Source organism: Ruegeria sp. CL3, assembly GCF_056536505.1.
Genome location: NZ_JBQFPT010000004.1, coordinates 116,763 through 136,061 on the forward strand (window position 1 = coordinate 116,763; position 19,299 = coordinate 136,061).

Annotated in this window: 24 protein-coding genes; 6 read left to right on the forward strand and 18 right to left on the reverse strand. The window is 59.0% G+C overall.

Annotation, left to right across the window (positions count from 1 at the left end):
• Positions 1-37 precede the first annotated feature (37 nt).
• Positions 38-394 (forward strand): hypothetical protein, encoded by a 357-nt coding sequence (locus tag ACR0NO_RS07030; protein ID WP_170640361.1) that lies wholly within the window; start codon positions 38-40, stop codon positions 392-394.
• Here the strand turns inward: ACR0NO_RS07030 and ACR0NO_RS07035 are convergent.
• From ACR0NO_RS07035 to ACR0NO_RS07055, 5 genes are all read right to left on the reverse strand, one after another.
• Positions 388-1,026 (reverse strand): SDR family NAD(P)-dependent oxidoreductase, encoded by a 639-nt coding sequence (locus ACR0NO_RS07035; protein WP_480723449.1) that lies wholly within the window; start codon positions 1,024-1,026, stop codon positions 388-390. The two genes, ACR0NO_RS07030 and ACR0NO_RS07035, sit on opposite strands and share 7 nt — an antisense overlap.
• 3 nt (positions 1,027-1,029) lie before the next feature.
• Positions 1,030-1,485, reverse strand: coding sequence for a DUF1178 family protein (locus ACR0NO_RS07040; protein ID WP_170471911.1), 456 nt, complete (start codon positions 1,483-1,485; stop codon positions 1,030-1,032).
• A gap of 72 nt (positions 1,486-1,557) precedes the next feature.
• Positions 1,558-2,019, reverse strand: coding sequence for an NUDIX hydrolase (locus tag ACR0NO_RS07045; RefSeq protein ID WP_480723450.1), 462 nt, complete (start codon positions 2,017-2,019; stop codon positions 1,558-1,560).
• A 121-nt stretch (positions 2,020-2,140) separates the two neighbouring features.
• Complete coding sequence (locus ACR0NO_RS07050) at positions 2,141-2,884, reverse strand: EcsC family protein (protein WP_480723451.1); 744 nt, start codon at positions 2,882-2,884, stop codon at positions 2,141-2,143.
• 53 nt (positions 2,885-2,937) lie between these two features.
• A complete protein-coding gene (locus ACR0NO_RS07055) occupies positions 2,938-3,432 on the reverse strand; it encodes a GNAT family N-acetyltransferase (protein WP_480723452.1) in 495 nt (164 codons plus the stop codon).
• Between the two features lie 72 nt (positions 3,433-3,504).
• On the opposite strand from ACR0NO_RS07055, the gene ACR0NO_RS07060 reads away from it, so the two are divergent.
• Positions 3,505-4,110, forward strand: coding sequence for a flavin reductase family protein (locus tag ACR0NO_RS07060; protein ID WP_170639335.1), 606 nt, complete (start codon positions 3,505-3,507; stop codon positions 4,108-4,110).
• A 140-nt stretch (positions 4,111-4,250) separates the two neighbouring features.
• On the opposite strand, the gene ACR0NO_RS07065 is transcribed toward ACR0NO_RS07060, so the two are convergent.
• Positions 4,251-5,885 (reverse strand): SulP family inorganic anion transporter, encoded by a 1,635-nt coding sequence (locus ACR0NO_RS07065; protein ID WP_480723453.1) that lies wholly within the window; start codon positions 5,883-5,885, stop codon positions 4,251-4,253.
• 218 nt (positions 5,886-6,103) lie between these two features.
• On the opposite strand from ACR0NO_RS07065, the gene ACR0NO_RS07070 reads away from it, so the two are divergent.
• Entirely contained in the window at positions 6,104-6,976 is an 873-nt protein-coding gene (locus tag ACR0NO_RS07070) for an S-methyl-5'-thioadenosine phosphorylase (RefSeq protein WP_480723454.1), read from the forward strand.
• 2 nt (positions 6,977-6,978) lie between these two features.
• Here ACR0NO_RS07070 and ACR0NO_RS07075 read toward each other — a convergent pair whose 3' ends face one another.
• The gene (locus ACR0NO_RS07075; protein WP_480723455.1) at positions 6,979-7,815 is read right to left on the reverse strand and encodes an alpha/beta hydrolase; all 837 of its coding nucleotides are present in this window, start codon (positions 7,813-7,815) and stop codon (positions 6,979-6,981) included.
• Positions 7,816-7,982: 167 nt separating this feature from the next.
• Between ACR0NO_RS07075 and ACR0NO_RS07080 the strand changes: the two genes are divergently transcribed.
• A complete protein-coding gene (locus ACR0NO_RS07080) occupies positions 7,983-8,612 on the forward strand; it encodes a LysE family translocator (RefSeq protein ID WP_170554643.1) in 630 nt (209 codons plus the stop codon).
• Here ACR0NO_RS07080 and ACR0NO_RS07085 read toward each other — a convergent pair.
• Positions 8,609-8,782 (reverse strand): hypothetical protein, encoded by a 174-nt coding sequence (locus tag ACR0NO_RS07085; RefSeq protein ID WP_170377890.1) that lies wholly within the window; start codon positions 8,780-8,782, stop codon positions 8,609-8,611. The genes ACR0NO_RS07080 and ACR0NO_RS07085 overlap by 4 nt on opposite strands.
• Before the next feature lie 324 nt (positions 8,783-9,106).
• Between ACR0NO_RS07085 and ACR0NO_RS07090 the strand changes: the two genes are divergently transcribed.
• A complete protein-coding gene (locus tag ACR0NO_RS07090; RefSeq protein ID WP_480723456.1) occupies positions 9,107-9,646 on the forward strand; it encodes an adenine phosphoribosyltransferase in 540 nt (179 codons plus the stop codon).
• Between the two features lie 169 nt (positions 9,647-9,815).
• The gene (locus tag ACR0NO_RS07095; protein ID WP_480723457.1) at positions 9,816-10,298 is read left to right on the forward strand and encodes a fasciclin domain-containing protein; all 483 of its coding nucleotides are present in this window, start codon (positions 9,816-9,818) and stop codon (positions 10,296-10,298) included.
• Positions 10,299-10,334: 36 nt separating this feature from the next.
• Here the strand turns inward: ACR0NO_RS07095 and ACR0NO_RS07100 are convergent, their stop codons facing one another.
• The 10 genes from ACR0NO_RS07100 to cyoE form a co-directional block, all read right to left on the reverse strand.
• Entirely contained in the window at positions 10,335-11,750 is a 1,416-nt protein-coding gene (locus ACR0NO_RS07100) for an FAD-binding oxidoreductase (protein ID WP_480723458.1), read from the reverse strand.
• A gap of 38 nt (positions 11,751-11,788) precedes the next feature.
• Positions 11,789-12,625, reverse strand: coding sequence for an MBL fold metallo-hydrolase (locus tag ACR0NO_RS07105; protein WP_480723459.1), 837 nt, complete (start codon positions 12,623-12,625; stop codon positions 11,789-11,791).
• A gap of 84 nt (positions 12,626-12,709) precedes the next feature.
• Complete coding sequence (locus ACR0NO_RS07110) at positions 12,710-13,294, reverse strand: GNAT family N-acetyltransferase (protein WP_170701608.1); 585 nt, start codon at positions 13,292-13,294, stop codon at positions 12,710-12,712.
• Complete coding sequence (locus ACR0NO_RS07115) at positions 13,294-14,556, reverse strand: M16 family metallopeptidase (protein WP_480723460.1); 1,263 nt, start codon at positions 14,554-14,556, stop codon at positions 13,294-13,296. Before ACR0NO_RS07115 ends, ACR0NO_RS07110 begins: the two co-directional genes overlap by 1 nt.
• Entirely contained in the window at positions 14,553-15,941 is a 1,389-nt protein-coding gene (gene thrC, locus ACR0NO_RS07120; protein WP_480723461.1) for a threonine synthase, read from the reverse strand. The genes ACR0NO_RS07115 and thrC overlap by 4 nt, the downstream gene beginning before the upstream one ends.
• A complete protein-coding gene (locus ACR0NO_RS07125) occupies positions 15,938-16,615 on the reverse strand; it encodes an SURF1 family protein (RefSeq protein ID WP_480723462.1) in 678 nt (225 codons plus the stop codon). Before ACR0NO_RS07125 ends, thrC begins: the two co-directional genes overlap by 4 nt.
• Positions 16,616-16,769: 154 nt before the next feature.
• Positions 16,770-17,585, reverse strand: a complete 816-nt coding sequence (locus ACR0NO_RS07130) for a cytochrome c oxidase subunit 3 (RefSeq protein ID WP_480723463.1) — start codon at positions 17,583-17,585, stop codon at positions 16,770-16,772.
• A 22-nt stretch (positions 17,586-17,607) separates the two neighbouring features.
• The gene (locus ACR0NO_RS07135) at positions 17,608-18,183 is read right to left on the reverse strand and encodes a cytochrome c oxidase assembly protein (RefSeq protein WP_170377874.1); all 576 of its coding nucleotides are present in this window, start codon (positions 18,181-18,183) and stop codon (positions 17,608-17,610) included.
• On the reverse strand, positions 18,183-18,344 hold the full coding sequence (locus ACR0NO_RS07140; RefSeq protein WP_170462197.1) for a hypothetical protein: 162 nt from the start codon (positions 18,342-18,344) through the stop codon (positions 18,183-18,185). Before ACR0NO_RS07140 ends, ACR0NO_RS07135 begins: the two co-directional genes overlap by 1 nt.
• Positions 18,344-19,297 carry a heme o synthase gene (gene cyoE, locus ACR0NO_RS07145; protein WP_480723464.1) on the reverse strand — a complete coding sequence of 318 codons (954 nt, stop codon included), beginning with the start codon at positions 19,295-19,297 and terminating at the stop codon, positions 18,344-18,346. Before cyoE ends, ACR0NO_RS07140 begins: the two co-directional genes overlap by 1 nt.
• Between the last annotated feature and the right edge of the window lie 2 nt (positions 19,298-19,299).

The following is a 19,299-nucleotide window of genomic DNA, read 5'->3' on the forward strand; positions in this document are numbered from 1 at the left end:
GTCAGCCTAGCGCTAAAGCAATTCCAAGAGGTTATTCATGCTTCGTTTCGCAACCGTCCTTGCCGTGATCGCATCCCCAGCCCTGTCCCAGCAGGCCAGCGTGGCTGGCACCGATGGACAGAACGCGCTGGGTACGGTTCCCTGCGCCGGCAGAGCCGGTGATCCGCTGCAAAGCTGCAACGCCGAGCTGCGCCGCCGTGATGATGGCACCGCAACATTGGCCGTGATGTTGCCCGGTGGTGATGTTCGCAGAATTTACTTCACCGATGGCATTCCGGATTCCAGCAGCTCGCCCTCACCGATCAACCATGAAGTTCGGGGCGATATCATGGTGATCTTCATCGAACCCGGTGAGGTCTATGAACTGCCCAAGGCCGCGCTGAGCACTCAGTAAGCGTGGGGTTTGCCATCATAGGTTTCAAAACAACCTGTGTTGTCCAGCGACAGCGCGTCGAAACGCTCCATCAGGCCAGCGACGGCCTGATCCACATGGATGTCCGCCGCTGAGCCACCCATGTCGGTCTTCACCCAACCGGGGTGATAAATGCCCACTGCTATCCCATCCGCCTTTAAGTCGGCCGCCAGATTACGCCCCAAATTCAACGCCGCCGCCTTGGAGGCGCGGTAGATGTAGCTGCCGCCCGGCGCGCGGGTGTGCGAGGCCATCTGAGACGACATGATCGCAATCCGCCCGCCAGCCGCCCGCAGATTGGGCAGCAACGACTGTATGGTCAGGAAAACGCCAGTGACATTGGCCGCAAAACTATGCGCCCACATCTCGGCGGGGTAGTCATCAATGCTGTGACCTTTGTCCAAATAAACGCCCGCATTGCAAATCAACAGGTCGACGGGCTGCCCTTTTAGCTGGTCAGCCATGGCCGCTTGATGCGCCGGATCGGCTACGTCTAATTGAACCTCGGCACTGCCATCCCGCGCAGTTCCCGTAACCTCACGACCCTGCGCGCGATACCGCTCTGCCAGAGCCCATCCAATTCCCCGATTGGCTCCGGTAATCACGATATGCATAGGTCAGTTTGTCTTTCTGCTGGGAATAAAGGGCAGTGGCGCAACCGGCACCCCGTCTTCGATCAGGGATTTCGCCTCATCCGGTTTCACTTCGCCATAGATCGAGCGCTCGGGTGCCTCGCCCAGATGCATCTTGCGCGCCTCCGAGGCGAAGTCATGGCCCACATAGTCCGAGTTTTCTTCGACCTTGCGGCGCAGTTCGGCCAAGACACGTTCAACTTCAGTAGGGGTGCTGGTCACGTTGATATCATCCGACGACGGTTTTGGCATTTGCGCCGTCTTCTGAGCATCCCGCGCAGGCCGGACACGCGGAGTCATGATTGCCTTTTCAACATGCGCACATCCACATACCGCGCATGTCACCATGCCCGAGGCTGCCAGCTTGTCGTAGGCTTCGGCAGATTGGAACCAGCTGTCGAAACTATGGCCCTTGCTGCACTTCAACGCGTATTGAATCATGGTCCTTCCAAAATGTCGGTTGGCGAATAGATACCGACCGAAACTCCAATATCAAGTCTCTCAGTATTAAGTTTAGTGTATCCGGGGCGCAAACTTGCGCAAAATAGCGGCAAGATCGGGCGAGTTGACTTTCGATGCGGCCTTTTGAAGCGTACACCATTTGCGTTTCCGCTGCCCTGTCTCGGGAAACTGATTCTGAACCTGATCCACGTGCAGCGGGTAGACGTCCACCACGCAAAGAACCGGTCCACGCTTGGCGCAGGTTTTGGCCATCGAGAACTGGCCAAGCTTGACCGGCACACATGTGCCAATCACGCCCGCCTCTTCCCACGCCTCCTGAGCCGCGGTTTCCGAGGCGCTTAACCCATCAATCAGCCACCCTTTCGGGATGATCCAGCGCTGCGCCTTTCGGGAGGTGATCAACAGAACCTCAGGACGACCGCGCGCCAGCCGATAGCACAACGCGGCTGCCTGAGGCAGGACCGGTACCTGCCCCACATCGAGGTCAATACTGGACGCCCGAGAAACTTTCATCGCGCCACACTCACTTTCGCATCAGATCAGTGCCTGTATACCGCGTTTCCTATTAAGCTTTTGTATCGCGGCTTGTTAAACTTAGTATACCACATGATGCGGCAGCGACCAAATTTAACCGCTACATACGCGCACTGAGCCTGCGAACCAGAACATCATGCGAGATATCTGCGTCCATCGCCAACCGGCGCAAACCAAAGTGAACATGGGCGATCTGCTGGTAGTAGCGGGTGTAGATGTAATTCGTCCCACCCCCCGCAAGCGCCCCCAGAACCGGTACGGATTGCGCCGCCAGTTTCTGACCCAACACAACCGATAGCTTCGGAGCCACAGCTGCAATCAATTTCTTCATCGCGGGGCCTGTCAGCGTCAGTCGCACGGAAAAGAACCCCAAATCGGCTCCGTCATCGTGTGACAACGGACCCGCTGCCGCCAACACCCGAACACAGTCGAATTTCACGTTTTCTTCAGCCGGGTCAAAGCCTTCGCGCGCTGCCGCGCCCTGGATTGAGCGCAACAGCATGGCCGTGGTCGCCGGCAACTCGACCAAAGCGGTAGACAGGCCACCCAATCCGCCCGCAGCGCCCATCGCCGTCGTCACGGCAGTGTTCACCCAAGGGGCCTGATCGGGCACGACCTGCCGCGAGCCTTGTGCCGCCTGCATTGCCATCCAAAGGGCTTGTTCGGTCGCTCCGGTCAAGCCGTCGCGCAAGGGTTCGGGCAGTTGGTCCAGCAGGGATTCCGCCGAGCCGCCCAAAGCGTTGAGCAGTTTTACACCCGCCCCACCGGCCGAGCGGTAGTGTTTCGCCAAGCGATCCAATTCCGCATCCGCGTCAACACTGTCGATCAGTATAACATCCTGCATCCGAACCCTCCGTTCCTTGAAAGATCGGAATTTAGGCGCGGTGTTTCAATAGCTCAGCGCGTCCAGCGGGTTACGGCTCCGGTAATATTGTCCCACTTTCCGGGGCTCAGAGCCATGCCCAAAACACGCTCTGGGTTGGTCGGCGGCGGCATCTCAACCCCCGTCAATGGCGTGAAACCGAACCGGGCGTAATATGGCGCGTCGCCTACCAGCATGACACGATCCCAACCCATTTCCCGTCCCGTTTCAACGCCGGAGTTGATAAGGTAACCGCCAAGCCCCTCGCCTTGATGCGTTGGATGAACCGCGACAGGTCCCAACAGCAAGGCGTCATGATCGCCAACGTGGATCGGCCAGAACCGGATCGCTCCGGCCAGAATTCCCTGCCCATCGCGCGCAACCAAAGACAAACCAGCCACTGGCGGCACATCATCGCGCAAACGATAAGAGGAAAGTGCCTCACGCCCCGGCGCAAAGCACAGATCATAGAGGGTCTCGACCTCCCACCAATCCTGCGGCTCTTCCGGCCTGATCGCGAAGTGCTGCACGCCTGCCCTCTTTTCCTAGCTGGCAATCGCCCTAGCACTTCGTTACGCCTTGGGCAAACGCTTGGAGACCATATGTTCTATCGCCCCGAAGACGGCCACGGCCTGCCGCACAACCCGTTCAACGCCATCATCACCCCGCGCCCCATCGGATGGATTTCGTCGCGCGACGCAAATGGGATCAACAACCTGGCCCCCTACTCATTCTTCAACGGGGTTGCCTACACCCCGCCACAGGTGATGTTTGCCACAACAGGAACCAAGCACGATCAGGACGGCGGCAAGGACAGCATCGCCAATATCGAGGCAACGGGCGTATTCTGCGTGAACATCGTAGCCTTTGCCCACCGGGATGCGATGAACGCCAGTTCAGCCGGACTGCCAAAGGATACCGACGAATTCGCCCATGCAGGCCTGACGGCGGTCGAGTGCGAAACCATCGCTTGCTCACGCGTCGCAGATGCGCCCGCTGCGCTGGAGTGCAAGCTGACCGAGATCACAACCTTACCCGGTGAGGCAAACCGCGTTGTCTTCGGCGAAGTGACCGGGGTCCATCTGCGCGATGACTGCCTGAAGGATGGTAAATTCGACGTGACGACCTTCCAGCCTTTGGCGCGGCTTGGCTACCGAGACTATTCAGTTGTCACCGAGTTGTTTTCATTGAACAGGCCTGATGATTGAGGCCTGTCCTATGTGGGCGCTACCCCCGCCGCCCTGCGGGGCGCTCCCCCGAGATATTTCTAGCCAGATGAAGCAGAGGGATCCTTCATTCATCTGGCCAATAAATATCTCGGAGCGCGAGGCATAGCCTCGCAAATACCTCAGTGGCCGCCCAGGATGCCGGTACGGACCGAGTAGTCCACCGCCAAGCCGTAATCCGGGTCATCGTCGCTATCGACCATCAAGTGGCCCGCTTTGTTCAGCAGCTTGTGGCAGTCGTGGCTAAGATGACGCAGCATCACACGCTTGCCCGCAGCTTCGTATTTTGCAGCAACGTTTTCGATGGCCTGCAGGGCGGATTGGTCGACCACGCGGCTTTCGGCGAAATCTACAATGACCACGTCGGGATCGTTCGGAACGTCGAACAGTTCGACAAATCCGTCAGACGAGCCAAAGAACAAGGGCCCCTGAATTTCATAAACTTTCGCGCCCTTTTCCGTCTCAGAGTCGCGGGTGACAGCATGAATACGCTTGGCGTTATTCCATGCATAGGCCAGGGCCGAAACAATCACGCCGACGACAACCGCAACCGCAAGGTCTTCCATCACCGTAACGACAGTCACCAGAACAATCACGAAGGCGTCCATCAAAGGCACCTTGCGCATGATCTTGAATGAGTTCCAGGCGAAGGTCCCGATCACCACCATGAACATTACGCCAACCAACGCAGCCAGCGGGATTTGCTCGATCAGCGGCGAGGCGAACAAGATGAAGATCAGAAGGAACAGAGCAGCCGCGATACCTGCGATCCGGGTGCGGCCTCCAGATTTCACGTTGATCATCGACTGGCCGATCATGGCGCAACCGCCCATGCCTCCGAAGAAGCCGGTGGCGACGTTCGCGACACCCTGCGCAATGCATTCCTGCGAGGCACCGCCGCGTTTGTTGGTGATCTCGCCCACAAGGTTCAGAGTCAGCAGGGATTCGATTAACCCGATGGCGGCCAGAATGACCGCGTAGGGCAAGATAATCTCGAGCGTTTCGAAGTTCAGCGGCACCATAGGGATATGGAAGGCAGGCAAGCCACCCTCGATCGAGGCCAGATCACCGACGCGTGGCACGTCCAGACCAAAGCCGATCACCAGCGCTGCAACGACCAGAATACCCGCCAGAGGGGCCGGAATGATACGCGTGATCCGCGGCATGATCCAGATCACCGCCATGGTCAGCGCGACGAGACCCAGCATGGTGTAAAGCTGCACGCCCGAGAGCCACTCGCCCCCGCTCATCCCGTGGCCGGTGTTTTCCATAGTTCCGGGGACCTTGAACTGGCCCATCTGCGCCAGAAAGATCACGATCGCCAGACCGTTCACAAAACCCAACATCACCGGATGCGGCACAAGGCGAATGAAACGCCCCCAATGCATCGCACCGGCAATCACCTGCAAAATGCCCATCAAAACCACGGTTGCGAACAAGTACTCGACCCCATGCTGCGCAACCAGCGCCACCATAACGACCGCCAACGCGCCCGTTGCGCCCGAAATCATGCCGGGGCGACCTCCGATTAGCGCAGTGATCAGGCCGACCATGAAGGCCGCGTAGAGACCGACCAGAGGATGCACGCCCGCGACAAAGGCAAAGGCCACGGCCTCGGGCACCAGCGCCAGGGCAACGGTCAAACCTGACAGCAGCTCAATCCGCAGGCGCGACAAGGTCAGGCCTTCATCAGGCACCCAACGGAGATCGGGCTTGGCAATACGGTTGGCAAAGCTTGCCAGCATGGCTCGGGGCATGGGACGGTCCTGTGGGTCTTTATCTTCGCGCGAAAGGGGGCCTTTTACCTGTCAAAGTACCCAAGAGATACCGCGCACAGCGGGACCCTGATATGCGTCAACCGCATAGCTTTGCTGCGCAACTCGCAGCGAATAGGTGCAAATGACTGAGACCACTTGCCAATTTCGCCTGCGACCCGCAGAGTTTTCCCGCATGGATTGAGCAGCGGAGACCCAACGTGACCCAAACAAAAATCGCCGTCATCGGCGGATCAGGCATTTACGACATCGACGGGCTGGAAAATGCGGAGTGGGTCCGGGTCGATACGCCGTGGGGCGCGCCCTCCGATGAGGTTCTGACTGGCTCATTGGACGGGGTCGACATGGTGTTCCTGCCGCGCCATGGGCGTGGACACATCCATTCACCGACCGAAGTCCCCTATCGCGCCAATATCGACGCTCTGAAGCGGCTGGGGGTGACGGATGTGATCTCAGTCTCCGCTTGCGGATCGTTCCGCGAGCATATGGCGCCGGGAGATTTCGTGATCGTGGATCAGTTCATCGACCGGACCTTTGCACGTGAGAAAAGCTTCTTCGGAACCGGCTGCGTCGCCCATGTCAGCGTGGCGCATCCGACCTGCCCGCGCTTGTCGAATGCCTGCGAAGAGGCCGGAATAGCCGCCGGCATCACCGTGCATCACGGCGGCACCTATCTGGCGATGGAGGGGCCGCAGTTTTCGACCCTGGCCGAGTCCAAGATGTACCGCGAACAATGGGGTTGCGATGTGATCGGCATGACAAATATGCCAGAAGCGAAACTCGCCCGCGAAGCTGAGCTTTGCTATGCCTCGATCGCGATGGTGACTGACTATGACAGCTGGCACCCTGATCATGGCGAGGTCGACGTGACCTCGATCATTGCAACCCTCACCGTGAATGCAGAAAAGGGTCGAGCTTTGGTAAAAGGACTACCGGCCTTGTTGGGCCCGATCCGCACGCCCTGCCCGCATGGTTGTGACAGGGCCTTGGACCACGCGATCCTGACGGCCCCGGAAGATCGCGACCTGACCGTGCTGGCAAAGCTGGACGCGGTGGCAGGCCGGGTTCTGTAGTCTTACAGTGGAGGCAGATTGTCCTGTACGGTCTGCCACAAGCCATGCGACCAGAGATCATTGTGGGTGCCGCCCTCGATAATGAACAATTCCGCTTCGCTTCCTTCGGCAAGCGCTGTTCCGTGATGTGGCGGGACCACGATGTCCTCGGTGCCGTGGAAGATTAGCGTCGGCACCTCGATCTGGCCGATAATGTCGCGTGTGGCGAACTTGTCCTGCATGAGAAGTGAGACAGGTAACCACGGGTAGCGCTCGGCCGCGACATCAACGGTTGCGGTAAACGGTGCCTCCAAAACCAGTAGCTCCGCGTCGGGGCGCTGCGCGGCAACAGCCGCTGCGACGCCGGTTCCAAGGCTCTGACCGTGGAGCACAACGGGTTGGCCCTGCGCGCTTAGTTGGTCATAGAGGGCCAGACCGTCAGCGACGAAAGCGGCCTCGGACGGAGTGCCATCGCTGCCGGGGAACCCTCGATAACTGGGCGCGAGCAGACCGAAGCCGCTGTTCAGGATTTCGCGCAGCCGGTCGGCGCAGTCCCCAAGATTGCCGCTTTGCCCATGGAAAAACAGAACGGTCGGCGCACCCTCAGCCACTGCAGGCGCGGACCAGACCGCCAGGTCGGTGCCATCCGGCATGGGCAGCGACAGGACCTCGACATCCGCCAAACCGACCGAGCTGGGCTCAGGCAACGCGCCGGATGGTTTGAACAGTAGATCGCGCTGATTCACATACATATAAACCACGGCCAACACATAGAGCGCCGCGATCACCGCAATCAGGACAAACGCGCCTTTTCTCAGCCGCGCTGTCTGGTCGTGCGTCATTTTCTGAGTCTGCTCCATCGGGGCCTCCGTTCATCCGTCTTATCAGTCTGGGCATCGATGCGCGGGATTCAAGAGAGATGTATCAGGCTTAATCCGGCCTTTAGAATTACTGGGCGAGGCTGAAACCGCTTGACGCCTGCCCCGTGTGAGGGCTTGCTGCGAGGCGAACAGGAACAGGATGGACCATGTCTTTAGAACTCTGGCTGGCTTTCGTGGCCGCATCGACCGCGTTGCTGCTGATCCCCGGACCGACCGTGCTGTTGGTTCTCAGCTATGCGCTTTCAAAAGGGCGCAGCGTGGCGGTTGCCTCGGCCACCGGGGTTGCCGTTGGTGATCTTGTTGCGATGACAGCGTCTCTGTTGGGGCTGGGCGCATTAGTTCTAGCATCCGCGACGTTGTTTTCCGTGTTGAAATGGATCGGGGCCGCCTACCTGATCTGGCTGGGCATCAAACTGTTGCGCAGCGCGCCATCCGGCGGGTTGAACCCGGTTGAAACAGGGCGAGACGTCACCGCGCGCGGGGTTTTTGGGCATGCGGCGGCGGTTACCGCCTTGAACCCGAAATCGATCGCCTTTTTCATCGCCTTCGTCCCGCAGTTCCTGCGCCCGGCCGAACCCCTGGGCCCTCAATTCGCGATCCTGATCGCGACCTTCGTGGGTCTTGCTTGGCTGAACGCTCTCGCTTATGCGCTTTTGGCTGATCGACTGCGGCTCATGATCGGGCGCGCTGGCGTGATCAACGCAATGACCCGGTTCGGAGGTCTGGCTCTGATCGGTATGGGCGTTGCGACGGCTGTTTTGCGGCGACCCGCCTAATCGTCTGCGTGTTCTTTCATGAACCCGCGGATAAAGCGGCGGATTTCGCGTGCTGCTGACGTGTCCAGCTCTTTGCACAATTCGACAAAGGCATCACGTTCGTCCTTGTCCAGACGCAACACCAACTGACTGTTTTTCTTGGTAGAACCCTTACCGTCTTTCTTCGCCACGCGCCTTAATCCCGCAAACTACTTGATTCTTTCCGCGATGCAATGTATATACATAGCATATAGGATGTAGATATCGGGCACCTAACAACAAAAAAAGGATTTTGGCAATGAACCTTCATGCGGCTCAAGCATTTCTTTTGCGAGACCAGCGCAATTGGCGCAAACCTCACCTGTCGTGGCTGCCCGCCACGCTGTACCGGTATTACGGGCTATCAAAGGCCGTCCCGAACCGTCGTAGATAGGCGCAGGCGGCATTCTATCCTTGCAAGGTTGACCCCAATGGGCCAAACACCCCCGCGTGTTCTGATGCCAAAGGGGTGCCTCATGTTCAGAAACAACTCGGTCAAGGATTACATCCGAACCATCGTCGATTTCCCTCATGAAGGGATCATGTTTCGGGACGTCACCACCCTGTTTGCCGATCCGCGTGGGTTTCGCATGGCCATCGACCAGATGCTGCACCCCTATGCGGGCGAGCGGATCGATAAGGTCGTCGGACTTGAGGCGCGCGGCTTCATTCTGGGTGGCGCTATTGCGCATCAATTGAGCGTCGGTTTCGTTCCCATCCGCAAAAAGGGTAAGCTGCCCGGCACCACGATCAGCCAGGACTACAAGTTGGAATATGGCGAGGCGATTGTCGAAATCCACGATGATGCCATCCAAGCAGGCGAAAAGGTCTTGGTCGTCGATGACCTGCTGGCAACCGGTGGAACCGCTGGCGCCGGTATCAAACTGATTGAGCGGCTGGGGGGTGAGATCATCTCTTGCGCGTTTATTGTGGACCTCCCGGAACTGGGCGGGCGCAAAGTGCTTGAAGATATGGGCATGGATGTTCATGTCCTATGTGAATTCGAAGGTCTGTGAGCCGAAAAAACTCACATATTATTGTATTGAAATTTGAAACAGCGTTGGCTTAGCGCTGTTTCGCGACTGTTCAAGGCAATTCTTTGCGCAAAACGCGTGATCCGAACGCGTTGCACGCCGTATCCCGATTGATGCTGCTTGAAGCATTTCTAATTTGGGAGACCACAAAATGTTCCGCAAACTCGCAGTCGCCAGCGTCGCAACGATCCTGTTGGGCACATCCGCAATGGCAGACGGTCATGGCAAAGACATCGTCGATACCGCTGTCTCAGCCGGTAGCTTTGAAACTCTCGTCGCCGCCGTTCAGGCCGCCGAGCTGGTAGACACTCTGAAAGGCGAAGGCCCGTTCACCGTGTTCGCCCCGACGGACGAAGCGTTCGCAGCCCTGCCCGAAGGCACAGTGGCCGACCTGCTGAAGCCCGAAAACAAAGACCAGTTGGTCGCCGTGCTGACCTACCATGTGGTGCCGGGCAAAGTGATGTCGGGCGATCTGTCTGACGACATGACCGCAGCCACGGTACAGGGCGGCGATATCACGATTGATCTGGACTCGGGCGTGATGGTGAATGACGCCAACGTCGTTCAGGCCGATATCGAGACATCAAACGGCGTGATCCACGTGATCGACAAGGTCATTCTGCCCTCGTCGTAAAGCAATCAGACACGGTCCGGAACGCTCGGGCCGTGTCTAAGACTTCAGGATCGCTCCGGGGTTCATGATCCCATTAGGGTCTAACGCAGCCTTGATACCTCGCATCGCCTGTAATTTGATTGGATCGCCATAGCGCTCCAGGTCCTCGACCTTCAACCGCCCCACCCCGTGTTCAGCACTGACCGAGCCGTCAAACGCGTGAACCAGATCATGAACCGCGCTCTTCACAGCTTTGCGGTGGTCATCAAAGGCATCGCGGCTCTGACCCTTGGGCGGGAAGACGTTGTAGTGAAGGTTGCCATCGCCCAAATGCCCGAAACAGTTGATACGGAACGGACCTAACGCGCCGATCACCTCGGTACCTTGCCGAATGAATTCGGGGATGGTCGAGATCGGGACAGATATATCATGGCTCGAAACCGACCCGATCAGGCGGTTGGCCTCAGGGATACGCTCGCGAACAGCCCACAGCGCGCGGCGCTGCGCCTCGCTCTGGGCAATCACGCCATCTTTTACAAGGCCCCGAGGCTCCGCAGCGGCGAATATTGCCTCCCAACGCTCAGACGCGGTCTGCCCGGCTGCCAATCCAAGTTCGATCAGTACGCTCCAATCGGGCGGAGTATCGAATGGCTGGCGCACATCGGGCAACACCTCGGTCAGGAAATCCAACCCCTGCCGGTGGATCAGTTCAAACGAACTGACCGTCTCGCCCACCAAATCGCGCGTAAGGGCCAGCAGGTCGATCGCGGCCTCGGGCGAGGTCACCTGAAACATCGCCGTTCCAACCTCAGCAGGACGTGGAAACAGCTTCAGCGAAGCTGCGGTGATAATCCCAAGGGTCCCCTCGGACCCGATCAACAGATTGCGCAGATCATAGCCCGTGTTGTCTTTTCTCAACCGGCTCAGGCCATGCCAAATTTCACCGCTGGGCAACACCGCCTCAAGCCCCAGGCACAGATCACGCGCATTGCCATATCGCAGCACATTGACGCCCCCGGCATTGGTCGCCAGATTGCCACCGATTCGACACGATCCCTGCGCGGCCAGAGACAGGGGAAACAGCCTGTCCGCCGCCTCTGCTGCGGCCTGAACGTCCTCTAGAACGGCCCCAGCCTCGGCAATCAGGACGTTTTCGGTGGGATAAACCGCACGAATGGCGGTCATACGCTCCAGTGAGATCAACAAAGGTGCCGGACCAGAGGTCATGACCTGACCGCCGACCAAGCCCGTGCCGCCGCCATAGGGCACAATCGGCACGCACGCACCCGAGGCACGCCGTACCAGCGCCGCCACGTCCTGCACGTTGCGCGGCAGGGCCAACAGCCCAATTTCGCCTGCAAAACGGTTGCGCGGCTCTTCCAGGTAACGTTCAGAAACCGGACGCAACACATCATCGCCCAATTCAGCGCGAATGGCGTCAGCAAGCTTGGCATCTGCGGGGTTCAAATCCATACGCCTTCCTTGCCCAACATGCGCGCGACCGGCAAGCCTTATTCCAGATCGATCAGATATTGCGGCTCCAGCACGATAACTGTGGGCCGATCCGGCAAACTGCGCAACGAGACGGTCAGCTCAGACACACCTTCGCGCACGACCGGGAAGTCATTACGAATATCAACGAGAAAGCGATCCAGCGAGAAACCGGAGAACCAATGCATTGGAATAATTACCGAGCTTTTCAGCCGTTTGAGGACCGAGATCATCTCGGGCAGAGGCATGGTCGTCCCACCATCCACGGCCGCCATCACAACATCCAACCGCCCCAGCGCGGCAAACTGCTCATCCGAAGGCACGTGATGCAAGTGTCCCAAATGACCGATGCACAGCCCTTCGACCTCGAACACGAAAATCGAGTTCCCCTTCTCCTCGACCCCACCATAGGACGACCGGATATCGGTCGAGACATTGCGAACCATCATCTCGCCCAGATCCAGATGATGGTCGATCCCCTGCCCGAACTCACCCCACCCCGGCAGCACATGGGGAATGGCAGGGTCCGGATGCGCCGTCCAATGGGTGCTGTGTGCATGGTTCATCGTCACGACATCGGGGATCAGATCGGCGCTGCCGATGAACCCGGTGAAATCCGTGACCGCGTTCAACCCACCCGCAGTCTGGATCAGAAAGGAGGCATGCGCGACATAACTGATCCGCACCGAAAACTCCGGCACCGGGTCCTGCCATGCGGCCTTGTGCAGATATTCAATCCCAGGTGCCGCGTCGGCGATGGCGATACAATGGCTTGGCCGCCGCTCCTGCGCCGCAGCCGCACCCGAGAGAAATACCAATACAGCCACAATCCAGCGCATAAAAGGAGTGTAGCGCATCCCTGCTACAAGTCATGCCCCTTGTTCATCTGGCCAAAAATATCCCGGGGGAGGCGCGGCTTGCCGCGACGGGGGCAGAGCCCCCTACCCTGCGTCCGTCCGGCCCCGCCGATCCGACCGCAAGCTGGCGTAAAGAACATGCGTCCGCCACCGCCCGTTGATCTGCAGATAGGACTGCGCCACGCCTTCGTACTTAAAACCCGAGCGTTCCAACAACCCGCGTGAAGGTTTGTTTTCAGGCAAGCAGGCCGCCTCAATCCGGCTGAGGTCCAGACGGGTGAACGCGTGATGAACGACTGCGCCGATGGCCTCGCGCATATAGCCGTTGCGCGCAAAACTCTGACCAGTCCAATAGCCCAGCGTTCCAGCCTGCGCAGGGCCGCGGCGGATGTTGTCCAGCGTGATCGCCCCCACCAGCACGTCGTCTGAACGGCGAAACAGAAACAACGGTATTGCGGTTCCGCTAGCGACTGAGCGCTGCGCCCAGTAGACCCGGTTGGTGAAAGACTTGCGGCTTAAATGATCCTGCGCCCAGATCGGCTCCCAAGGGGTAAGGTACTCCTCTGAGGCGCGGCGCAGAGCGGCCCATTCGTTGAAGTCGGAATGCACAGGCGGGCGCAGCCTCAGCCGCGCGGTTTCAAGTTTCAGCTTGCGCCTGCCCAACAGCATCACGCCGCACGCCTCTCCTGCAAATCTGCCAGCGTTGGCGCGCCCGAAACCGGACCGTATAGCGCCAAGGCGGCCGGGGCCTGAACGGCCATGCGTTCGGCGAAGGCCCGGACATCCTCGGTACTGACCGCATCAATTTTGGCGACGGTATCCTCAAGTGAAGGTACCCGTCCCCAGATCTGCACCAGACGCGCCAAACGCTCAGCCCGGTTTGAGGGGCTTTCCAGACCCATCAGCATCCCGGCTTTCATCTGCGCACGGGCACGAGCGACCTCTTCTTCGCTCATGTCTTCGGCAGCGCGCTTCATCTCGTCTATCGTGATGGTTGCAAGCTCGGCGACCTGATCGGCAGACGTGCCCGCGTAGATCGTGGTGGTGCCTGTATCCGCATAGGCCCCGGTCTGCGCAAAGATCGTGTAGCAGAGCCCGCGCGACTCACGCACTTCCTGGAACAGACGCGAGGACATGCCGCCGCCCAACGCCGTCGAATAGATCTGAGCGGTATAGATCCCATCATCGCGATAGCCCGGGCTTTCCAGAGCCAGAGCAAAATGCGCCTGCTCCAGATCTTTTTCTTGCCGCGCCTCACCGCCAGTGAAGCGGGCAGCTTCCGGTGTCAGGCCCTTGCGCGGTTGCAAGTGGCCAAACATCTCTTCGGCCATTTTCATCAGCGCGTCGTGATCCACAGCACCCGCCGCAGACAGGATCATTTGTTCGGGGCCATAGTGCTCAGCCACGAAGCCGGAAAGATCCTCTCGCGAGAAGGAACTCACCCGCTCGGTCGGCCCAAGAATGGTGCGGCCGAGTGGCTGATCGTGATAGCTTTGTTCCTGCAGCCAGTCGAAAATCACATCGTCGGGCGTATCGTAAGCCTGCCCGATTTCCTGCAGGATCACGCCACGTTCAACCTCAATCTCGCGCGGATCAAAAACCGGGTTCAGAACGATGTCGCCGATCACATCCATCGCCAGCGCCACGTCGTCTTTCAGGACGCGCGCGTAATAGGCCGTCACCTCGCGCGAGGTATAGGCGTTGATATAGCCACCCACATCCTCGATCGCCTCTGCGATTTGCAGCGAAGAACGCCGCTCGGTTCCCTTGAACGCCATATGCTCAAGGAAATGCGCGATCCCGTTCTGTTCGATCCGCTCATGCCGCCCGCCGGCGGTCACCCAGATGCCGATGGCTGCAGATTGCAGCCCCGGCATATGTTCACTGACGATACGAAAGCCGTTCTTCAGCTGGTCTTGTCTGACTGTCACTCAGCGATATGCCTTCTGATATGATCCTCAAGGGCACCCAGATCATTGGCAATCCGCGTCACCCGTTCCGGACGTTCATACAGATCAGACATGCGGGATGGAAGAGGCGGATGTTCCCCGCTCGCCTTCTCGACCGCTGCCGGGAATTTCGCCGGGTGTGCGGTGGCCAGAGTGATCATCGGCACATCCACCGCGCGGTGATCCTCGGCCACTTTGATGCCGATGGCCGAATGCGGGCAGACCAGCTCGGCGCTGTGGGCCAGAGTGTGTTTGATCGTCTCAAGCGTCTCATCCTCGGACACGCGGCCCGAATCAAAGCTCTCGCGCAGGGCCTCCATCGCGCCTTGGCTGACGTTGAAGCCGCCGGATTTCAGCTCATCCATCAACTGAGCGACCGCGCTGCCATCCTCGCCATAGGCATAGTACAGGGCGCGTTCGAAGTTTGAGCTGACCTGAATGTCCATCGACGGGCTGATCGAGGGGATGGTCTCGCCTTTGAAATAGCCCTCACCCGATAGACAGCGGTGCAGAATGTCGTTCTGGTTGGTCGCCACGACCAAACGGTCGATCGGCAAACCCATACGTTTGGCCAGATAGCCTGCGAAGATGTCCCCGAAATTGCCGGTGGGCACGGTGAAGCTGACTTTGCGATGCGGCGCGCCAAGGCTGACAGCCGCCGAGAAGTAGTACACGATCTGCGCCAGAACGCGGGCAAAGTTGATCGAGTTTACGCCCGCCAATTTGACCTCATCTCGGAAGTCGAAATCGTTGAACATATCCTTCAGTGCGGCCTGACAATCGTCAAAGTCACCATCCACGGCGAGCGCATGGACATTGCTGTCCGCTGGCGTCGTCATCTGGCGGCGCTGCACCTCGGACACCCGTCCATGCGGATAGAGGATGAACACATCCACCGCATCCAGCCCCCGGAATGCCTCAATCGCGGCCGAGCCGGTATCGCCACTGGTCGCGCCAACGATGGTCACGCGGTCATTGCGGCGTTTCAGGGCCACCTGGAATAGCTGGCCGATCAACTGCATTGCGAAGTCCTTGAAGGCCAGAGTGGGCCCGTGGAACAGTTCCAACAGGAAGTGGTTTTCGTTCAATTGCTTCAAAGGCGCGCGGGCGTCGTGGCCGAAGCCTTCATAGGCGCGGGCGATGATCTGTTTGAACTCATCCTCTGCGAAGGAACCGCTGACATAGGGCCACATCACGCGGAACGCGATCTCCTCGTAGGAAAGCCCGGCCATGGCGGCTATCTCATCATGGCTGAGCGTTGGGATTTCGGCGGGTAGGTACAAGCCACCGTCACGGGCCAGTCCAGTCAGCATCGCCTCTTCAAAGCTCAGTTCAGGCGCTTGGCCACGGGTCGAGATGTATTTCATTGCGAGTCACTCTCAGAAGGGGCGCGATTGCGCCACAGGAAGTATCCGGTCATCGCGGCCCAGACGAGGGCCAGTCCAAACCATGTGATTGCATATTGCAGGTGATCATTGGGAATTCCGGCCGTGTCGACAGGCAGCGGCGTCACGCCCGGATCGGTCTGAGACCGGGCGATCAGCAAGATCGGCTCGGTCCCCAGCGCGGCGGCCAGATTGGGCACGTCGCGGGCGAACCAGATGTTGCTGTCGATATCGGCCTCAGGCGTATAGCCGTCGATCTCATCGGGCCAATGCAGGTTGCCGGTAACTTCCATCGGGCCAGTCAAACGGTCAGTCTGCTTGGCCGTGGTTGGCACAAAACCCCGGTCCACCAAAATGGTGCGATCCTCGGTGCTGAACGACTGGATGATACGATATCCGGCCCCGACCTGCTTGACCGAGACCAGAACGTGGATCTCGCCCGGCTCCATATCACCCGAGACTGTTACAGGCAGATACTTGTCCTCATCCTCTGACACCTGTTGCGGCAGAGGAACCGGGTCGGCCGCAATGCGGCTGTCAATCTCGGAAAGGATCTCTTGTTTCCACGCCAGACGCTGGACCTGCCACGTACCAAGCCAGAGCAAGACGCCCAAACCGGCGAGACTGAAGATCAGCAGAAACAGAGTGCGGCGCATGGCAGGACTATCGCTCGTTGCAGGAACCGGCGTCTTGTTAAGGGGGGCAGGCACGAGAATGCAACCACGCAATTGTATGGGGCGCAATCTTGCCCCTCAAAACACGAAAAAGCCGCCCCTAAGAGCGGCTTTTGCACTTCAAAACCAGAGCCGCTTAGAACAGCGGCGCCTGTCCCCAGATGTAGACTGCGAAGAACAGGAACAGCCAGACCACGTCAACGAAGTGCCAGTACCAGGCTGCCGCCTCGAAACCGACGTGCTTCTCCGGGGTGAAGTCCCCCTTCAGCGCGCGGATCAGACAGACTGTCAGGAAGATCGTACCGATGACCACGTGAAAGCCGTGGAAGCCGGTTGCCATGAAGAAGTTCGAATAGAACTGGTCGCCACCGAATTTCCAGTCTTCATGGGCCAGCAATTCATAGTATTCAAACGCCTGAAGCGCCGTGAACAGGATACCCAGCACGATACCGATGGCCAGACCGTTGATCAGCGCCTTGCGGTCGTTGTCATGGACCAGAGCGTGGTGCGCCCAAGTGATCGCACAGCCCGACAGCAGCAGGACCAGAGTGTTGATCAGCGGCAGGTGGAACGGGTCAACCGCATGGATATCCGGCTGGATGTATTCGGTGCCCGCATAGTCGTACATCGGGTACATGCGATGTTTGAAGAACGACCAGAACCAGGCGAAGAAGAACATCACCTCGGACATCACGAACAGGATGAAGCCGTAGCGCAGGCCGATGCGCACAACCGGCGTGTGGTCGCCCTGACGGCTTTCCACAACGACTTCGGACCACCAGGCGAACATGGTGTACAGCACGGCAACGAGACCAGCCCAGAACAGCCACGGTGTCACACCGTGCATCCAAAGGACGGCTCCGAACAGCATCACAAAGCCACCGACAGCGCCGATCAGCGGCCAGATCGACGGGGCCAGAATGTGATAATCATGGTTTTTTGCGTGTGCCATCAGCGTCCCTCACCTAAAGGCGTTAGTTCGTGTTTGTGTCTTCCTGCGTTTCAAGGGCGGCATAGCCCTCGGGCAGGTCAATTTCGTAGAATGTATACGACAGAGTAATCGTATGCACATATTTCGCTTCAAGGTCTTCGACCATTTCCGGGTCAACAAAGAAGCTGACCGGCATCTCTACCCGCTCACCCGGTTGCAGAACCTGCTCTTCAAAGCAGAAACAGGCGATCTTCTGGAAATACCCACCTGCCGAATACGGCGCGACGTTGTAGGACGCCTGTCCGGCAATCGGGCGATCAGTCGGGTTGTAGGCCTCATAGAAGGCCAGCCCGGTTTCACCGATGCGCACCTCCATCTCACGCTCGACGGGCTTGAACTCCCATGCCATGTCCTTGGCTTTGGATGCGTCGAAACGGACCGTCACTTTGCGGTCGAGGATATCATCAGGCGCGGCTTCGGCGACGCCGGTGGTGCCTCCGAATCCGGTAACACGGCAGAACCAGTCGTAAAACGGGACAGCCGCCCAAGCGAGGCTGCCCATCAGGACAACCACACCCACGGTTTGCACAACAGTTTTCTGAGGACCGGACAGAGCCATCAGTTTTGCACCTCCTGCACGGGTTGTCCCAGGCTGGTGCCCGAGACCTTGACGATTGTGAGGCCGAAGATGATCACGATGAAGGCCGCAAGTGTCAGGCCAACACCCAGGTTTCGGCTGAAACGACGTTGGTGAATTTCGTGGCTTTTGCGCAGGCTCATCACCACCCTCCCAAGCCGTAAGGTTTCAGCAGCGCCTCAACCAGAATCGCGCCGAAATGCAGGAATAGGTACAGCAGAGACAGCTTGAAGAAACTCCGCTCGACCTTGAAATTGTCCGCTTCCGCGTCGTCTTCGGTACGGCGCGAGATCTGCCATGCGCCACGCAGGAACAGGGCGTTCAGCACCAGGGCAACCGCCAGATAAATCGGTCCACCGATGTCTGAGAACGCGGTGCCAACGGCCAGAAAAGCCAGAAGGCCGGTGTAAACGAGAATATGCTTACGGGTCGCGCGACGACCATGGGTCACGGTCAACATGGGCACGCCCGCATCGTCATAGTCCGAGCGCATGAAAAGCGCCAGCGCCCAAAAATGCGGAGGCGTCCACATGAATGTCAGAGCGAACATCAACCATGGCTCAAGCGTCATTGACCCGGTTGCGGCAACCCAGCCGATCACCGGAGGGAACGCCCCTGCCGCGCCACCAATCACGATGTTCTGCGGCGTCGAGCGCTTCAGCCACATCGTGTAGACCACAACGTAGAAGAAAATGGTGAAACCCAGAAACGCGCCGGCGAACCAGTTGGTCGCAAGGCCCAGCATAATCACCGACAGGCCGGACAGCGCCAGACCCAGCGATAGCGCCTCGCCTTCCTGTACCTTACCAGCGGGAATCGGGCGGCCCTTGGTCCGCTTCATCACCCGGTCGATATCCGCATCCCACCACATGTTCAGCGCACCAGATGCACCGCCGCCAATGGCGATGAACAGGATCGCGCAGAAGCCCACGAAAGGATGCACCGACACCGGAGCCGCCAGCAAGCCGACCAGAGCCGTAAACACGACCAGAGACATCACACGCGGCTTCAGCAGGGCGAAATAATCGCCAAAGCTGGCCTCATCCGCGTATGCCGTGGCGGTCGATGTGCTGGCATTGATGCTTGCGTCGGTCATCT

What these genes read in the sequence shown, in the direction of transcription:
- ACR0NO_RS07030 (WP_170640361.1), top strand. Translation starts at nt 38, where the DNA reads ATGCTTCGTTTCGCAACCGTCCTTGCCGTGATCGCATCCCCAGCCCTG.
- ACR0NO_RS07035 (WP_480723449.1), bottom strand. Translation starts at nt 1,026, where the DNA reads ATGCATATCGTGATTACCGGAGCCAATCGGGGAATTGGATGGGCTCTG.
- ACR0NO_RS07040 (WP_170471911.1), bottom strand. Translation starts at nt 1,485, where the DNA reads ATGATTCAATACGCGTTGAAGTGCAGCAAGGGCCATAGTTTCGACAGC.
- ACR0NO_RS07045 (WP_480723450.1), bottom strand. Translation starts at nt 2,019, where the DNA reads ATGAAAGTTTCTCGGGCGTCCAGTATTGACCTCGATGTGGGGCAGGTA.
- ACR0NO_RS07050 (WP_480723451.1), bottom strand. Translation starts at nt 2,884, where the DNA reads ATGCAGGATGTTATACTGATCGACAGTGTTGACGCGGATGCGGAATTG.
- ACR0NO_RS07060 (WP_170639335.1), top strand. Translation starts at nt 3,505, where the DNA reads ATGTTCTATCGCCCCGAAGACGGCCACGGCCTGCCGCACAACCCGTTC.
- ACR0NO_RS07065 (WP_480723453.1), bottom strand. Translation starts at nt 5,885, where the DNA reads ATGCCCCGAGCCATGCTGGCAAGCTTTGCCAACCGTATTGCCAAGCCC.
- ACR0NO_RS07075 (WP_480723455.1), bottom strand. Translation starts at nt 7,815, where the DNA reads ATGGAGCAGACTCAGAAAATGACGCACGACCAGACAGCGCGGCTGAGA.
- ACR0NO_RS07080 (WP_170554643.1), top strand. Translation starts at nt 7,983, where the DNA reads ATGTCTTTAGAACTCTGGCTGGCTTTCGTGGCCGCATCGACCGCGTTG.
- ACR0NO_RS07090 (WP_480723456.1), top strand. Translation starts at nt 9,107, where the DNA reads ATGTTCAGAAACAACTCGGTCAAGGATTACATCCGAACCATCGTCGAT.
- ACR0NO_RS07095 (WP_480723457.1), top strand. Translation starts at nt 9,816, where the DNA reads ATGTTCCGCAAACTCGCAGTCGCCAGCGTCGCAACGATCCTGTTGGGC.
- ACR0NO_RS07100 (WP_480723458.1), bottom strand. Translation starts at nt 11,750, where the DNA reads ATGGATTTGAACCCCGCAGATGCCAAGCTTGCTGACGCCATTCGCGCT.
- ACR0NO_RS07105 (WP_480723459.1), bottom strand. Translation starts at nt 12,625, where the DNA reads ATGCGCTACACTCCTTTTATGCGCTGGATTGTGGCTGTATTGGTATTT.
- ACR0NO_RS07110 (WP_170701608.1), bottom strand. Translation starts at nt 13,294, where the DNA reads ATGCTGTTGGGCAGGCGCAAGCTGAAACTTGAAACCGCGCGGCTGAGG.
- thrC (WP_480723461.1), bottom strand. Translation starts at nt 15,941, where the DNA reads ATGAAATACATCTCGACCCGTGGCCAAGCGCCTGAACTGAGCTTTGAA.
- ACR0NO_RS07125 (WP_480723462.1), bottom strand. Translation starts at nt 16,615, where the DNA reads ATGCGCCGCACTCTGTTTCTGCTGATCTTCAGTCTCGCCGGTTTGGGC.
- ACR0NO_RS07130 (WP_480723463.1), bottom strand. Translation starts at nt 17,585, where the DNA reads ATGGCACACGCAAAAAACCATGATTATCACATTCTGGCCCCGTCGATC.
- ACR0NO_RS07135 (WP_170377874.1), bottom strand. Translation starts at nt 18,183, where the DNA reads ATGGCTCTGTCCGGTCCTCAGAAAACTGTTGTGCAAACCGTGGGTGTG.
- ACR0NO_RS07140 (WP_170462197.1), bottom strand. Translation starts at nt 18,344, where the DNA reads ATGAGCCTGCGCAAAAGCCACGAAATTCACCAACGTCGTTTCAGCCGA.
- cyoE (WP_480723464.1), bottom strand. Translation starts at nt 19,297, where the DNA reads ATGACCGACGCAAGCATCAATGCCAGCACATCGACCGCCACGGCATAC.